Here is a 15,646-nt window from a genome sequence, read left to right as displayed (position 1 = left end):
GCATTTAGCCCCTTTTTTAATGCCTGAAAAACACTCCTCATTAAAGTTACGCTTGTAAACTAAATTAACAAACAATCCCTTATTGCTAATAAAACTTTAATTAATAAGGCATAATGCTGCTATTGTTTTAGAATAATCACTAATAATACAAGCTGCTCTTGCGCGTATTGACTCACACTTGGGATCAACCATGACCATAAACATGCGTTTAACGACCGGCTTTGGCGTAATTTTATCAATGATGCTTATTTTAACCATTATTGGCATTTCGCGCGTTAGCCTCATTAATAATAACATTACCCACATGACCGACGTAAATTCGGTAAAGCAACGTTACGCAATTAACTTTAGAGGCAGCGTACACGACAGAGCAATAGCCGTGCGCGATGTAGTGCTAATTACCGATCAAAGCAGTTTAAGCTCCGTGTTAAAGAGCATAAAAGAGCTAAACGCATTTTACCAAACGTCAAGCAGGTCTATGGCCGAGCTAATGGGTAATATGAATAATGAAGAGCGCGCTCTAATTAATAAAATAAATCAAATAGAGCAGCGCACTCAGCCTTTTATTCAAGGTGTAATAAACGCTAAAAATGCAGGAAACCTAAACGAAGCTGAGCGCATTTTATTAACCGATGCACGCCCTGCGTTTACCCAGTGGCTAAATGTTATAAACCAATTTATAAACCTGCAAGAGCAAGCAAATCAAACCACCACTATTGATACTCTCGATATTGCCAGCTCGTTTAAAATTTGGATGATTTCGCTCACCGCACTTGCCTTTTTAATAGGCATAAGCGTTGCGTATGTTATTAGCCAACTGATCAGAAATTCAGTAGGTGGCGAACCACAAGAAGCCGCCGAAGTAATTGCCCTTATTGCGCAAGGCGACTTAAGAGGTGATGTACAGTCGTGTTGCCCAAATAGCATGATGGCTTCTGTAGGGGTGATGCAATCTAAATTAAAAACCATTGTAGATAGCATTATTAACTCATCTGAAGAGCTTTCTACTCACTCTGCAAGCGTAGCATCTGGCTCACAGCAAGCACTTAGTGCCGCTGACGCACAAGTAACCTATACAAACTCGGCAGTAAGCAGCTTAGAAGAAATGAGCCGCAGTATTAATGCTGTTGCAGGCTCTGTTAAACAAACAGAAGATAACTCAAAAATAACCGCGCAGTTGTCACAGCAAGGTAGTATTGCAGTGCAAAAAGTTGCCGCCGAAATTGAGCAAATCTCAGTAACCGTAAAAGCCACCGTTACCCAAGTAAACGTGCTGCAAGAACATGTAAAACACATTGGCGATATTTTAAGTGTGATCCGCAGTATTTCTGATCAAACAAACTTGCTTGCACTAAATGCGGCAATAGAAGCTGCAAGAGCAGGCGAAACAGGCCGAGGTTTTGCTGTTGTTGCTGACGAGGTAAGGCAACTTGCCCAGCGTACTGGTGATGCAACTGGCGATATTGAAAAAATGATTTTGCAAGTGCAAGAAAACACGCAAGCGTCGGTAACAGCTATGGAAACCACAGTACCACAAGTAGAAAATGGCCTAACGCTTACTCACGAAGCAAACGAGTTACTGCATCAAATACAGCAACAAGCTAACGACTCATTAAGTAACGTGCTTGAAATTGTTGAATCAACATCAAACCAAGTAGCCACCGTGGCGCAAATTAGTACTGGCGTAGAAGAAATTGCCAGTATGTCCAAAGAAACCAGCATGTCGCTTAACAGTAACGCACAAGAAGCTGTTGCATTAGCTGACCTTTCAAACACACTTAAAAAGTATATTAGCTACTTTAAAGTTTAATTTTTATAGTAAGCAATAAACAAAGGGGCTTTTAAGCCCCTTTGTCGTTTATGTACTTTAATAATAGCGGACTATATACCCGCTAAATCACGCTCGGTAATACACTCACCCGACGCCATTTCAAACTCGCGACATACTAATGGGCGGTTTTCGTAAATGGAGCACATAAGTGTATTGCGGTCGAGTGCTTGGCACCAACCGTCGTCAGCGCGTTTCATTACTTCGCTGCCCCATTTATCGTATTCTATATAGTTAAAAGGCACGCCGGTGTCGGTTACTATGCGCACTTCTAATTGGCAACAACAGGCTTGGCAGTTAGCACACGTAACGGGCTCTGGGGTAGTAGCAATATTTTCAACGGGAATAACAATATGAGGCATAGTGGCTTACTTTTTTGAATAAGCCACTAGGATACAGTAACTAATTTAACGCGCTAGTAGTTTTGCTTTAATATCGCTGTAACGCATTTGCTCGCACAGCGCAAAACCACTCAGCTGGCGTACTTTATTACGCGCAAATAACGGCACACTCATCCCCGCTAAAAAGCGGCATTGAGTTTCAATACCCACATTATGATTACCCTTGCCTGCCATATGCGCTAAAAACTCATCTACCTTTTGATAAATAAGTTGCTCGTCAATATATGCAGGCTCTATAGAGTACTCAAGCTTAACCGCATGCCCTCTACACACACTACAATGCCCACATTGCTCAGGTGCATTTTGATCGTCAAAATAGCGCGCTAAGTTATAGCTTAAGCAACTTTGTAGCTCAAAAAAGCGTACCAGTGCAGCAATACGTTTAATTTCGGCTTGTTCTTTATCGGTAAAGTAGTCATGAAGTTGCTGGGCAAGTTCAGGGTTATTTATAACCTCTCCATGCACTTTGTATACTTGGGTAATACGTTTGGTTTCGAGCGTTATTAGGTTTTTTTCGGCTAGGTAATCAAGGGCTGCCACTACGCGTTTTCGATCAACCTGCGCGGCTTGCGTAAGGGAGTCAAAATTTAGCGTGCCCCATATTTTTTTAAAATCGGTATGGCTAAATATTTGTGTTAAAAATGCTTGGCGTTGCTCATCAAAATGACCAAGTAGCTCGTTTTTATCAACCAAAAATTTATATTTAAAATCGGCGTAGTAAGCATATTGCGGCGTTATAGCGCCTTGCATTTCAAGCTGTACAAGTAAGGTTTTAAGTGCCAGTTGCCTAATATTACTTTCGCTTGAAAGGCTATATTCTTGCATTTCCCATTGCTGGTGGCTTTGGCGAATATCGTTAATTACATATTCAATACCGCTAAGCTCTGGCGTGTCGCCATATACAAAGTTTTCTACCGTATTTAGGCCGTCTAGGTTAGCAAGCGTGTAACAGTTTGATGGATCGCCATCGCGTCCTGCTCGGCCAATTTCTTGGCTGTAGTTTTCTATCGATTTTGGTAAATCGTAATGTATAACAAAGCGAATATCCGATTTATCAACGCCCATACCAAAGGCTATGGTTGCCACTACGACGTTAATTTTACCGCCCATAAAGTCATCTTGAATTTGCCAGCGTAGCGTATCTTCAAGCCCTGCATGGTAAGCAACGGCATGCACACCTTGCGCACTTAGCACATTAGCAACTTGCTCAGCGCTTTGCTGTAGCGTTACATACACAATACCAGGGCCATTTTGCGCGCGTACAATGTTGGTAAGCTCGGTGTTTTTATCGGCGGTTTTAACGCTCAGCACGCTTAAATCTAAATTGGCGCGATAAAAGCCCGTTTGCACAATGCACTCAGGCGCAATAGCAAATCGCTCTGCCATATCGCGTTTTACTTTTTTAGTCGCCGTTGCAGTAAGTAACAACACTAAAGGAATATTAAGCTCTTCGCGGTAACGCGGTAGTTTAAGGTAGTCGGGTCTAAAGTTATGACCCCATTCTGATATACAGTGCGCTTCGTCTACCACTAACATCGAAAGTGCCACTTGGCTTATAAACTCTCTAAAACGCTCGTTTTTAAAGCGCTCAACCGACACCATTAATACTTTAATTTTACCATTTCGCACATCATTCATTACGGTGCCGCTTTGCATTTGATCTTGGCTCGAATCAAGGCTGGCAGCATAAATACCTTTGCTATTTAAAAAGCTAATTTGATCTTTCATCAACGCAAGTAAAGGCGAAACCACTAAGGTTAAATTTGGTAAATGCAACGCAGTTAATTGATAGCACAACGATTTACCCGAGCCAGTCGGAAATATAGCCAACGACGATTGACCATTTAAAAGCTGCTCTATAGTTTGTTGTTGCCCTGTTCTAAATTGGCTAAAACCAAAGTGCTGCTCAAGTGATTGAATTAGTGGCGTGGTCATAAATGTCCTTTTGATGTTTTTAAACAGCGATTTAACTGCACAGCTAGGCGATAAGAAAGTGAGTATAACTTATATACCTTTGATCATCATTTTTTGCTGACATATCCTTTATTTAGGCGCAAACTAGGCACCCATTAAATGAGTAGTAACTACTTGTTGCCAAAATAATTTATTGATACCCAAGTCACCTTAAAAAACTAATAAAAAATACAGATCACTTGGGTATATTATTTTTAAGGGCAACGTTATGAGTATTACAATACCTAAAATCGTCGTTATTGGCGGTGGTGCTGGCGGATTAGAACTTGCAACCCAACTGGGGCATAAGCTAGGGAAAAAAAAACAAGCAGATATACTGTTAATAGACAAAAACCGTACCCACATATGGAAGCCGTTACTGCACGAAGTAGCGACAGGCTCTATTGACCCTGATTTAGATGGCGTTGTGTATTCAGCCCATGCCGCAAAACATCATTATCGTTTTCAACTTGGTACCTTTTGCAATATAGACCAAAGCAATAAAACAATTACCCTCTCCCCATTAAACGACGAGTTAGGCCACACTATTTTACCTGGTCGTACAGTTCGTTACGATCACCTTGTTATTGCCATTGGCAGCGTAAGTAACGACTTTAATACCCCAGGCATAAAAGAGCATTGCTACTTTTTAGATTCAAGCCAACAAGCAGAGCGCTTTCAGCATTCATTACTAGATAGCTTTACGCGCCTTCACCAAGACGACAACCAACAACAATCACTTAATATTGCCATTGTAGGCGGCGGTGCTACGGGTGTTGAACTCTCAGCTGAGCTTTACCATGTGTCTGAGCTATTAAAGCTTTATGGCTTAACAAATATGTCGTCTAAGCGTTTGCATATTCATTTAATTGAAGCTGGCCCGCGTATTTTACCTGCATTACCAGAGCGTATTGCCGTAAGTGCCAAACGCGAGCTATTAAAGCTTGGCGTAAACGTGCGCGAGCAAACGCAAGTAAAAGAAGGTACCGCACAAGGCTTTATCACCAAAGATGAAGAACACATTGATGCCGATATTATGGTGTGGGCGGCAGGCGTAAAAGCACCTGATTTTATTAAAGACTTAGGTGTTTTTGAGCTTACTCGTAGCAATCAAATTCAAGTAAATGAGTTTTTACAAAGCACCGTTGACGAAAGCATTTTTGTATTAGGCGATTGCTGCGCATTTACCCAAGCCGACGGCAAGCAAGTACCACCTCGTGCACAATCGGCGCATCAAATGGCGTTATGCGTCGAAAAAAATCTAATCGCAACATTAAAGCAGCAACCACTACGCGGCTTTAAATACAGCGACCATGGCTCGCTTGTTAATTTATCAAGCTACAGTACTGTGGGTAACTTAATGGGTAACCTCACCAGCAATACCTTTTTTATTGAAGGTAAAATTGCCCGCTTTATGTATATATCTTTATACCGTATGCACCAACGCGCCATACATGGCAGCGCAAAAACCTTTGCATTATGGATAAGCGAAAAAGTGTTGCGTGTAGTGCGTCCTAAAATGAAGTTGCACTAATCTATATATACTAAATTAAAGACAGTGAGCGTTATCACTGTCTTTAATTTTTAACATTGTCTGTGTAGAGTATTTAAAACAACTAAGGGAATTGGGTTATGACGGGTAAAACGCTAATTTTTAACTTTGACGGCACAGGAAACGAGCCCCGTGACGCAGAACAATTTAGCTCAGATCATTTTAAAGAAGACTCTAATATTACAAATATTCTAAAACTGCATTTGCTGCTTGGCGGTAAATTAGAAGACTCCCCCGTTACTCCATTTTCAAACCAACTCAGTTTTTATTATCAAGGTATTGGCACTAAAGGCAGCCGCCTTAAACGCATTTTAAACCAAACCCTTGCACCTCGTGGTGACGACGTAGCCAGTATTTTAAATCAAGCGTTAAGCGACTTTAAAGCTCACTTCCTAATAGGCGATACCATACTGCTAACAGGCTTTAGCCGAGGCGCTGCGCTTGCCAGACGTTTTGCTAAATGTTTAGAACCCTTAATAAGCAACAACGTGTATGTATGTGTGTTTGATACCGTCGCCTCTATTGGCTTATCAAAAGTAAGTAAAGCCACACGTGGCGCAGAGCATGTTATTTTTGAAAACCACACCATTGCCAACAACATTACTCACGCGCTGCACTGCGTAGCCCTTGACGAAAAACGCCGCGCCTTTGAACCCACACTCATGAACCATCAAAACAATATTACCGAGCTATGGTTTGCAGGTGCGCATTCAGACATTGGCGGTGGTTACTACCGCGATGGCCTAGCCGATATTAGCTTGCGCTATGCACTTGAGTGGTTAATAGAACAACCGCTTAATATATCGTTACTCACTAGCCACGACATAGATTACGAAACCCTACTCCCCGATAGCAACTTAGTAGCACAAGATGACGTAACAGTAACGCCCGATCCGCTCGCATTAAGTCATCAACAAAATTACTTTTGGTTTAACCCGTTTTTTAAATTAGTAGATAGAGAGTGCTATGTATTAATTGATGACGAAGCCAGCAACCTTGAGCCTTTAGTGCACTACAGCGTAGCCGAACGCATTAATAAGCTAACCAGTTACCGCCCAGAATCGCTAAAAAAACTGCATTACAAAATTAGCTATAACGACAACACTACACTTAGCTTTATTGGTTTAAGCCAACATATAGAACTGGCTAATCAAAACATGAATGTGCTGAGCATTAACCAAAGCCAAGATGTAATGGTATTTGCCTCTGAGCAATACAACGCAACCGGCCTTATGCTAGAGCAAGGCGCTACGTACCGCTTTACCCCATACCCAAATCAATATTGGTTTGACGATGGCATAAAGTGCACGCCATTAGGCTGGAACCGCGATAACGTACAACTTGGCGTAAAAGAAATCCCCATGGCTGTGCTTGAACCATTTAGACGATTTCCTCGCGCACAATGGTTTTCACTTATTGGTGCTATAAATAAAAACGACGACCACCTTTTTGAAATAGCCAACGGCGCCGACATTAAAATGGATAAATCTGGCGAGTTTTGCCCATTTGCAAACGACTTAAGCCGCTTTTACGGCGCTAATGCCGGTAAAATAAAAGTGAAAGTAACGCGGTTGGAATAAGAGGAAACCGAAGCTTTCAAATGGTAGGCTGGAATTTACATCGCGCTTTGGCTTTATAAAAACACCATGCGAGGTATAAAACCTCACCTACAACAATTAAACCACTGCACTGAACAAACCCGTAGGTGCGATTTTACATCGCGCTTTGGCATTATAAAAAACACCATGCGAGGTATAAAACCTCACCTACAATAATTCAAACACCACAATCAACACTACAAAGCCCGCCTAAACACCTGTAGGCGCACAGCTTGCTCGCGCGAAAAGCGAAGCTTTTAAATTAAATAAAACAAATATCAGTTTTAATGTTCACTATAAAACTGATAGGTTATTATTACTGTTTTCATCAATGGTTACTTTTTCGTGGCAAATGAAGTTATACAAAAAATAATTGAGTATTTACATCAAAACACCGACATTGATGTAGTTTGGCTATATGGCTCCCATGCAAAAGGGACAGCTCAGCCTCATAGTGACATTGACTTAGCCATAGCATTTAAAAACTTTGATCTGGAATCGTTCGATAAGCGCCTTAGGCCAAAAGAGCTTGAGCTTGAAATAAGTAATGCACTTAATCTTAACGAACAACTTATTTCGATTGTTGATATAAATATTATTCCAAGTTATTTAGCTTTCAACGTTATTGAATATGGAAAAATAATTATAAGCAATAATAGTGTTAGAGCGATGAAAGAGCAGCAGCGTATATATAGCCAGTTCGAATTTGAAACCATAGCGAGTAAACATGACTGATACCGGAATTACACTTTATTTAAGTGAAGTAACACGCCATATTGACGAATATATGCAAGAACTCGACGAACTCAGTCAAATCGATTCACTTAATAGTAGAGACTACCGAGCTGCAGAGCGATTACTACAGTTAATGACCGAGGTGTGTATTGGTTTATCAAAGCATTGGCTAAAGCAGCACAAAAGTAGTACCAGTAGCAACGCCTATCAAACATTTAGCGAACTTACTAATTTGGGCTTTTTGAGCGAGGCAGAACTACTGTCATGGCGTAAAATTATAGGCTTACGAAATGCTCTTGTTCACGATTACTTAAATATTGACCAAAGTATCGTTAAAACAATCATTAAAAAGCAACACTACACAACTATGCACGCATTTAGTATTAAAGCGATTACAGAGCTAAACAAAGATTCATAGATAAAACCTCACCTACAATAATTAAACCACTGCACTGAACAAAACCGTAGGTGCGATTTTACATCGCGCTTTGCTCTTATAAAAACACCCGCGAGCTATAAAACCTCACCTACAACAATTCATATACCTATTCACCTCACAAAATGAGGCGAATAATATGTGTAATTGCCTCATTAGGCAATTTTGTAACGTGTACTACGCCCACCTGCGGCGGTTTTTGTTAAAAATCCAAGCGTTTGCAAGTCCGATAAATGGCGTGTTGCGGTTGCACGGCTAACCTTAGCTACCTTTTGATACTGACTCGCACTAATACCCTGTTCAAATTGGCCATCAAGTAACTTATTAAGCACTTTTACTTGCTGCTCACCTAGCTTTGTTTGATCTTTACTTGCCCAGTAATTGGTTTTAAAAATTGTTTGCTCAATATTATTAAGCGTATGGTGTATCGCATTATTAAGCGTACGTAAAAACCACTTAATCCACTTTGTAATACAAAGCTCTCCACGTTGAGTGGCTTCAAGCACCTCGTAGTAGCTTTTTCTGTCTTCTAAAATAGCCACCGACATAGCGTAAAACCGAATTGACTCAGCATGTTCTTGCGCTAATGCCAGGTCGGTTATAAGGCGTGTAATACGCCCATTACCATCCTCAAGTGGATGTATTGTTACAAACCATAAGTGTGCGATAGCTGCCCGAATAAAAGGATCTATTTGAGGTTCGTTTTGCGTTTTGTTAAACCAATTAAAAAATAGCGAAAGCTCTTTATTTACTAACTCTTTAGGAGGCGCCGTAAAATGTAATACCGGTTTATCTAAGCGCCCCGATACCACTTGCATTGGCTCGTCACCACGCAATTGCCCGCCCTCAATTTTAGTAAATAAGCTTTGCTCACCTGCAAACAATAAGCGATGCCAATTAAGTACTCGCTCTAAATTAAGCGGTGAGTCTGTGTTATTTATTGCATCAAGCATAATCTCTGCAAGATTATCGCTTTGCACTGTTGTTGGGTAAGGTTGCTCATTAATATTGAGCTTTTTAGCAAGAGAAGAGCGAACCGAAAATGCATTAAGCTTTTCACCCTCAATCGCACTGGAGTGAATAATATTTGCAAGTAAGGTATCAAGGGCTTGCTGCTTTTGTTGAGCACTTTGCACGCCCATACGCCCCACTAATAAACCTTGATTATATGAAAGATCCCTTAGTAAAGGAGCAAGCGCTGCAGCATCCCACGTAAAGTTTGGCCAGTTTTGCTGTTGCCATATCCACATAGTCTTTAGTCCTAAAGGTAATTAGCTTCAGTCTATGTTATTTATTTGCCTCATGCAATGAAGCGAATAGAAGAGTTAATTGCCTCATTACTTTTAAGCGCTACATAGAACAGTAATTCATTTTCCTGTGGTAAAAAATGTATTTTTAAGCGAGGTATAAAACCTCACCTACAATAATTTAAACACCGCTCTCATCAAAATCGTAGGTGCGATTTTATATCGCGCTTTGGCTTTTAAATAAGGCCAAGCTAAACACCTGTAGGCGCACAGCTTGGTCGCGCGAAAAGCGTAGCTTTTAAATTGTAAGCCGGAATTTATCTCGCGCTTTTAATTTTAATTTGTAAATATCGCGTTGATGCTGACAACCAAAATATGAATTACTTACTCAAAATACGTGTATTTATTTTCTGAAATTTAAATAAATGCATCCATATTTGGTAGTTGTATTATTTGCTCACTCAGCTTATTTGCAGCTTTATTAATTATTTTTATGCACAAATCAATGTGTGCTAATTCAGCAGTAGATAAGTTATTTTTAACAGCAGAAACTTTAGCCGTATCAATTGCAGCTAATACAGAGTCAACAGTTTGACTCATAAGTAGTTGCATCCGTGGTAGTGAAATAGCAAATTCATCAGCAAAATCAGCTAACATGTAAGCTGTAATCTCATTAGTAAAATTGCCTGCACTTTGCGAATTATGCTCACCCACTGACATAGCATAACACCTTGATATTTTGGGCTGTAAATAGCCCATATCACGGTCAATGCTTCCCTGCTCAATAATAGCCTCTATATTTACCAAGTCGTAAAACGGCGTAAGCTCTAAACCATTTTTACCAACAAAAAAACTAATGTTTTTGCCATGAGCATCGTAATTACGTACTAAAATATTAAATGCCATCCAACGAATAAGCTGAGCCTCATACGCTTGTACATTCGTTGTTTTAACATTAAATAGTTTTGCAAAAGAAACGCCATCTCGAATATAAATACCATCCCCATCATCACCATGCTGACGCTCATATTTATAAGAAGGAGGTAAATTAGTGGCTTGGCAACCATCAATAATATGACGACGTAATACACGGTTTTGATCTTGTGTAACGCGCCTATCAAAGCGATCTATTACAAATACTCTTACATCTGCATAAGTGCGCAACTCAACATGGGGAACATTGAGCCCCGACTCTTTTGCCAAAAGCATGGTAAAAAGTTCATTTACTGCAATGAAAGGAGCGGTACCTGTTTCAAATTTAAAAATTTTATTAGAACATAGCTCCCCTTCACCAAATCCTAATTTACTATCAATTTCGAGTAGGTTTAGTTTGTCTTGAACGCCAGCAACAGAGAGCCGAGTTCGGCCATCCCAATGAGTAATTGGCTCTCCAACTTGTACAAAGCGTTTAAGTTTTTGGCTTAGCTCATCATTAGTCACTTCACGAAAAGATGTTTGCTTTAAAGCACTGTTACTTGCTCTAAACGACAAAGCGCCTGACGTTTCCTCGCCAATTACTTTAATCAAACCAAACGTATTATTTTTAGAGATAGTAGTACTACTTATAATTTCATCAAGACCTTTGCCCTCGGGTAATAAGTTTTGTAAATAATTACGCACATCACGTGAGTCAAAATCACCATCGAGCGGTAAGTGTGGTGAAATAGCAAAACCCTTATTAATCCACTCAGGCTCATAGGTAAATGTAATTTCATTTTCAGAGCCTATATCAAGGGCTATCGCACCTATCTTCTGCGTATGCCCAATAAATACATCTAAGCTATTTTTTTTAATACCACTGCTCATCGCTCACCTCATCGTTGTTATTGTGGTGCGACTCGTCATCACTGACAAGGCTAAACGACAACCCCAAGTATTCCATCACTTTGAGTACATTAAAAAACTGCACATTCACATCACCTTTTTCTATTTTTATCAGCGTAGGCTTTGAAATATTAAGTGCTTGCGATACATCAACCAATGTAAGCTTCATGCCTGTTCGCTTTGAAGTAATCGCTTTAGCGAGTCGCACCGGCGAAAACGGCTTTGATAGATCAGGCATTTCAGTGCGCTTAACAACTCTTCCAAGTGTTTTTTTTGCTGGTAATTCACTCATTAAAGGTCAACTATAGTTTACTTATACAATTTATTTTAGGGTAGCCCACCCAAAAGTCAAACATAACTTACTTTTAAGTTTGAATGTATATTTACTACCTATAAGTAAATCCTACTTTACTTATAGGCAGTAAAATAAAACACAACCCCACAAGTAAAACATAAATCACTTATGGAAAGTTAATGACATTTTGAGCTTAATAGCCAAGCTAAACACCTGTAGGCGCGAAGCTTGCTCGCGCGAAAAGCGAAGCTTTTAAATTTTTACCTTATTTAAAATATATGCGCTTTTAAAGGCTTTTTTAACCTCTGAGAATATTCACGATTAAGATTAGGAAATTGCTTATACATCATCGTTTTTAATTGCTTTTCAGATAGCTTATTACAGAGAAATTCTTGCTCAGCAAGCATTATATTCTTAAGTAACGATCGCCCTGCTTGAGTATCCATTAAAAAGTAAATTGCAGCCCAACTGCTTGCGTACAGCTTACTGGTATCACCTTTTTTCCACGAGTCATCCAAACCCACTAATGAATCAATCGAAAATACACTTTTAGTAATATTGTTATTTTTCGTCCATGAACTATTCGACTCAACAATAGCTGTTTGCATATTACTTTTGGTAAGCTCAAAGTATTCTGCAAATCCCTCATTTAACCATCTCGGGGTGTAGCCTAAGACCGCTTTATTAATGGCGTGCACTGCTTCATGTACCGCAGTTCGCATTGCACTGTGTGCATTATCATAATGAATAAAAGCAGAATTACTCGCGTGAAAATACATACCCGCAGTGTTTTTAGGGTCACCACCGCGTTGCTTAATTGCGGCCTCATAAGTACCGCGCGTAGGCAATACCGTTAAATTAAGCTTTACCTTTTTAAGTGCATGTACGCCAATAATCTGCCCGTATACTTTAAATACAGTATTGAGTTTTATGCGTAACTCTTGGTTAAATGACGAAGGTAAATTAGGCGTATTTAAAGTGAGATCAAAGTAATCTAACGGTTCAATAAAACCAGTATCGTAAGTTGCTACCGCAAAATCCGGTTTTTTGTCACTAAAATGCGGCACGCCGTCACTGTCTGTCCACGTAAATATATCGCCACTTCGTTTATATTTAACCTTCCCCAACGACACATCCACGCAGCGTGTATTGTTAGCTTGCGATAAATGATTATCGGCAGATACTGATACATTTTGTAAAGTTGCCGAGCTTACATTTTTGAGCTGTTTAGTTGCTAACGGTTCAGTAGCTAACTGCGACGACAAACTATTATAAATTCGTTTAACCTCGCCTATAGGATCATGATAATTAAATACCCGCCCAGTAAAATGATTAGCAATGAGCGCCGATGCAATTAGCAGCACAAAAAATACAAACACCACGCGCAATTTTGTTTTAAACATCTTTATTGGCGCCCTTGCCACTGTGCTTCAAACAACTCTTTTTGCTTACCCCGATACTCGCTACACCATATAAAGTCGGCCGACTCCATCCCTTTTTTACGGCAACGTTTAGGCAATTTATAAAATTTTGACCAAGCGTCAAGCTTAGCGGCATCTTTATAGCTATCGCTGTGCAAAGACATGTTTGATACTTTTTGATTGAGTAACCAATTGCTATTAGGCGTACGAGTTGGGGTAGAAGAAGTAGCCTGATAAGCGCTACCACTCTTTTTAGGCTTACTGCAGTGATTAGCAAGTAAGGTAAATAGCGTTTTATCGCGTGCAGTTAAACGCTCACCTTCTTTATTACTGTAGCCAGTTCTAAATTGAGACCGAATAGCTTCGCGCTGCTTTTTAATGCTATCGCATTGGGCTTGTGTGTAAGCCTCACCAGCTTGAGGAAAAGTTGTAAATACGCTAATAAATACCAGTAAAATCCATTTAATCATTATTCATTCCCTGAATTAAAGCTTTAAAATAGTGTACCTATAAATGTGAAAAAACACATCAATATTACTAATCCAAAAAGCAAAAATTAAAGCTGTGGGTGGGAGTGCACCTTGTGTCTGGTTTTTATAAAGCACCCGCGAGGTATAAAACCTCACCTACAATAATTAAACCACCGCACTCAACAAAAGCGTAGGTGCGATTTTACATCGCGCTTTCTCTTTAGTAACTAGCTCATTCCCCCAATCAACAAGCAAAGCTCACCTAAACACCTGTAGGCGCGAAGCTTGCTCGCGCGAAAAGCGAAGCTTTTAAAATAATTTACAAATATCGCGTTGGCGATGGCAACCAAAGAAAGACAAGCGCCGGTCTCTCTTTGGAATCACACGGCGCCCCTCGATTTCACTTATCCTTAAACAAATAATTAATATGAACGTAAACGTGATGAACGCACATCCATGTGCAGGCATCGCTTTCCTCGAATCCATGCGAGGTAATTACTCATTAATTATGTGTTCTAAGGTGAAGTTGAAGGGGGAGTTATCTTAGCAGCTGCCTTAAAATTTGCTGTAGGCGCAAAGCTTGCTTGCGCGAAAAGCGAAGCTTTTAAATTGAATTTACTTAATATCGCATTTGCGATGGCAACCAAAGGGCGATCTTCTTCAAATAAGCTCTGCTGCTAATAATTCATCCCTGAAGCCGTGTCCCTGTCAGCATCCATGCTTCCACTTCCTCAAGCTGCAAAGCTACGCTTTGGTCATTCGTCACCCACTGCGCCCCGAGGATCACATTATTTCCTCAATTTAAATTAATGATATGAACGTAACCAGCCTAGATAGGCCATCCTTGGCCAAGCTACGCTTTTAACAGCATCCATGCTGTTAATTACCCATCATTAATTAAATTTTGGATGTGATCACGGGGGGAAGCCTTGGCTAATGCCTTTAAATTCGCTTTGGTTACTAAGATTTTTAGATTATGTCTGCAACTAAATTTTATATCCTAATTATAGATAGATGCCGGATTAGTTATTTTGAACAAGTTCCACTTTTATTCGTACCTCTTTTTTAGTATGTTATTCATTCAATCTAAAGGAATAAGATGCATGGATGATCAATTACCACTGTTTGATGAACTACTCGATAAAAATGAGCAAATTGGCTCTCCTCAGGAATCAAATAGGAAATTCTGTACGGAACTTGAAGAAGAACTAACTTCTATTGGTTATATGGAATGTAATAGTACGTCACCTAATCCACAAAAGTACTTAAGACGCTCTGTCTATAGAGATATGTACGGTGGCACTCGTCATAGTACATTTTTAATTAATCACAAGACTAAGGGGTTACTAAGAGTTGAAGCTCACCGCCAAGTTCAAAGTGGCTCAGTAGATCAGAAGTTTCCATTTTTTTATGAATCATTAACTCATGCACCAGAAAATACCGTGATCATAGTTTTTGACGGTAAAGGATATAAAAAGGAAGCATTTTCTTGGCTGTTAGAACAAACTCGAAACAATACTACGAAAGTATTTAAAGTATTTGCTTCTAAGAATGAATTTCTTACCTATTTAACTGATCGCTAACTAATAAGCTTAAATCATAGAGCAAATAGATAAAGAAGCTAGAGCTGCTCGTATTAATCATTAATAAGGAAATATATGTATTATTCAATTGGCGTTACATTAATTATTGCAGGTATTATTTTAAAAATATATTTCAGTAAAAGTTCATTCGAAAGGCGTAATAGTGCTGGTATAGAAGAGTTCTCTAGCTATTGGATTATGAAATTAATCCGCTTGTTAGAACACCTAACAACAATAGCTATTATTATTGGTGTTTTCTTCATTCTCGGAGGTGACTCCCAGTAGTATATTAGTGATATATCA

At 39.6% G+C, this 15,646-nt stretch carries 14 protein-coding genes; 7 read left to right on the top strand and 7 right to left on the bottom strand.

Annotated elements, in window-relative coordinates; translation table 11 throughout:
• The first annotated feature begins 190 nt into the window (after window positions 1-190).
• Window positions 191-1,810 (top strand): methyl-accepting chemotaxis protein, encoded by a 1,620-nt coding sequence (locus CXF76_RS19450; protein ID WP_101164412.1) that lies wholly within the window; start codon window positions 191-193, stop codon window positions 1,808-1,810.
• Between the two features lie 71 nt (window positions 1,811-1,881).
• Here CXF76_RS19450 and CXF76_RS19445 read toward each other — a convergent pair whose 3' ends face one another.
• Window positions 1,882-2,190: a YkgJ family cysteine cluster protein gene (locus CXF76_RS19445; protein WP_032827102.1), complete on the bottom strand. Its 309-nt coding sequence runs from the start codon at window positions 2,188-2,190 to the stop codon at window positions 1,882-1,884.
• A gap of 45 nt (window positions 2,191-2,235) precedes the next feature.
• Window positions 2,236-4,164: a RecQ family ATP-dependent DNA helicase gene (locus CXF76_RS19440; protein WP_101164411.1), complete on the bottom strand. Its 1,929-nt coding sequence runs from the start codon at window positions 4,162-4,164 to the stop codon at window positions 2,236-2,238.
• 247 nt (window positions 4,165-4,411) lie between these two features.
• Between CXF76_RS19440 and CXF76_RS19435 the strand changes: the two genes are divergently transcribed.
• The 4 genes from CXF76_RS19435 (at window position 4,412) to hepT (ending at window position 8,485) form a co-directional block, all read left to right on the top strand.
• Window positions 4,412-5,716: an NAD(P)/FAD-dependent oxidoreductase gene (locus tag CXF76_RS19435; protein ID WP_007583476.1), complete on the top strand. Its 1,305-nt coding sequence runs from the start codon at window positions 4,412-4,414 to the stop codon at window positions 5,714-5,716.
• 98 nt (window positions 5,717-5,814) lie between these two features.
• Window positions 5,815-7,314: a T6SS phospholipase effector Tle1-like catalytic domain-containing protein gene (locus tag CXF76_RS19430; protein WP_101164410.1), complete on the top strand. Its 1,500-nt coding sequence runs from the start codon at window positions 5,815-5,817 to the stop codon at window positions 7,312-7,314.
• Between the two features lie 363 nt (window positions 7,315-7,677).
• The gene (gene mntA, locus CXF76_RS19425; RefSeq protein ID WP_002962075.1) at window positions 7,678-8,067 is read left to right on the top strand and encodes a type VII toxin-antitoxin system MntA family adenylyltransferase antitoxin; all 390 of its coding nucleotides are present in this window, start codon (window positions 7,678-7,680) and stop codon (window positions 8,065-8,067) included.
• Window positions 8,060-8,485 carry a type VII toxin-antitoxin system HepT family RNase toxin gene (gene hepT / locus CXF76_RS19420; RefSeq protein WP_002962076.1) on the top strand — a complete coding sequence of 142 codons (426 nt, stop codon included), beginning with the start codon at window positions 8,060-8,062 and terminating at the stop codon, window positions 8,483-8,485. Before mntA ends, hepT begins: the two co-directional genes overlap by 8 nt.
• Window positions 8,486-8,658: 173 nt before the next feature.
• On the opposite strand, the gene CXF76_RS19415 is transcribed toward hepT, so the two are convergent.
• From CXF76_RS19415 to CXF76_RS19395, 5 genes are all read right to left on the bottom strand, one after another.
• Window positions 8,659-9,753: a Fic family protein gene (locus CXF76_RS19415; RefSeq protein WP_101164409.1), complete on the bottom strand. Its 1,095-nt coding sequence runs from the start codon at window positions 9,751-9,753 to the stop codon at window positions 8,659-8,661.
• 414 nt (window positions 9,754-10,167) lie between these two features.
• The gene (locus tag CXF76_RS19410; RefSeq protein WP_101164408.1) at window positions 10,168-11,556 is read right to left on the bottom strand and encodes a HipA domain-containing protein; all 1,389 of its coding nucleotides are present in this window, start codon (window positions 11,554-11,556) and stop codon (window positions 10,168-10,170) included.
• On the bottom strand, window positions 11,540-11,866 hold the full coding sequence (locus CXF76_RS19405) for a helix-turn-helix domain-containing protein (protein ID WP_101164407.1): 327 nt from the start codon (window positions 11,864-11,866) through the stop codon (window positions 11,540-11,542). The genes CXF76_RS19410 and CXF76_RS19405 overlap by 17 nt, the downstream gene beginning before the upstream one ends.
• A 272-nt stretch (window positions 11,867-12,138) precedes the next feature.
• Entirely contained in the window at window positions 12,139-13,272 is a 1,134-nt protein-coding gene (locus tag CXF76_RS19400; protein WP_101164406.1) for a DUF1570 domain-containing protein, read from the bottom strand.
• A gap of 2 nt (window positions 13,273-13,274) precedes the next feature.
• A complete protein-coding gene (locus tag CXF76_RS19395) occupies window positions 13,275-13,760 on the bottom strand; it encodes a hypothetical protein (RefSeq protein WP_101164405.1) in 486 nt (161 codons plus the stop codon).
• 1,103 nt (window positions 13,761-14,863) lie between these two features.
• On the opposite strand from CXF76_RS19395, the gene CXF76_RS19390 reads away from it, so the two are divergent.
• Both CXF76_RS19390 and CXF76_RS19385 read left to right on the top strand, forming a co-directional pair.
• Window positions 14,864-15,343, top strand: a complete 480-nt coding sequence (locus tag CXF76_RS19390) for a PD-(D/E)XK nuclease superfamily protein (protein ID WP_101164404.1) — start codon at window positions 14,864-14,866, stop codon at window positions 15,341-15,343.
• Window positions 15,344-15,418: 75 nt separating this feature from the next.
• Window positions 15,419-15,628, top strand: a complete 210-nt coding sequence (locus tag CXF76_RS19385; protein WP_101164403.1) for a hypothetical protein — start codon at window positions 15,419-15,421, stop codon at window positions 15,626-15,628.
• The last annotated feature ends 18 nt before the right edge of the window (window positions 15,629-15,646 follow it).

Source organism: Pseudoalteromonas sp. 78C3 (assembly GCF_002836695.1).
Lineage (GTDB): Bacteria > Pseudomonadota > Gammaproteobacteria > Enterobacterales > Alteromonadaceae > Pseudoalteromonas > Pseudoalteromonas arctica.
This window is presented reverse-complemented; position numbering and strand designations above follow the sequence as displayed.

What these genes read in the sequence shown, in the direction of transcription:
- CXF76_RS19450 (WP_101164412.1), top strand. Translation starts at nt 191, where the DNA reads ATGACCATAAACATGCGTTTAACGACCGGCTTTGGCGTAATTTTATCA.
- CXF76_RS19445 (WP_032827102.1), bottom strand. Translation starts at nt 2,190, where the DNA reads ATGCCTCATATTGTTATTCCCGTTGAAAATATTGCTACTACCCCAGAG.
- CXF76_RS19440 (WP_101164411.1), bottom strand. Translation starts at nt 4,164, where the DNA reads ATGACCACGCCACTAATTCAATCACTTGAGCAGCACTTTGGTTTTAGC.
- CXF76_RS19435 (WP_007583476.1), top strand. Translation starts at nt 4,412, where the DNA reads ATGAGTATTACAATACCTAAAATCGTCGTTATTGGCGGTGGTGCTGGC.
- CXF76_RS19430 (WP_101164410.1), top strand. Translation starts at nt 5,815, where the DNA reads ATGACGGGTAAAACGCTAATTTTTAACTTTGACGGCACAGGAAACGAG.
- hepT (WP_002962076.1), top strand. Translation starts at nt 8,060, where the DNA reads ATGACTGATACCGGAATTACACTTTATTTAAGTGAAGTAACACGCCAT.
- CXF76_RS19415 (WP_101164409.1), bottom strand. Translation starts at nt 9,753, where the DNA reads ATGTGGATATGGCAACAGCAAAACTGGCCAAACTTTACGTGGGATGCT.
- CXF76_RS19410 (WP_101164408.1), bottom strand. Translation starts at nt 11,556, where the DNA reads ATGAGCAGTGGTATTAAAAAAAATAGCTTAGATGTATTTATTGGGCAT.
- CXF76_RS19405 (WP_101164407.1), bottom strand. Translation starts at nt 11,866, where the DNA reads ATGAGTGAATTACCAGCAAAAAAAACACTTGGAAGAGTTGTTAAGCGC.
- CXF76_RS19400 (WP_101164406.1), bottom strand. Translation starts at nt 13,272, where the DNA reads ATGTTTAAAACAAAATTGCGCGTGGTGTTTGTATTTTTTGTGCTGCTA.
- CXF76_RS19395 (WP_101164405.1), bottom strand. Translation starts at nt 13,760, where the DNA reads ATGATTAAATGGATTTTACTGGTATTTATTAGCGTATTTACAACTTTT.
- CXF76_RS19390 (WP_101164404.1), top strand. Translation starts at nt 14,864, where the DNA reads ATGGATGATCAATTACCACTGTTTGATGAACTACTCGATAAAAATGAG.
- CXF76_RS19385 (WP_101164403.1), top strand. Translation starts at nt 15,419, where the DNA reads ATGTATTATTCAATTGGCGTTACATTAATTATTGCAGGTATTATTTTA.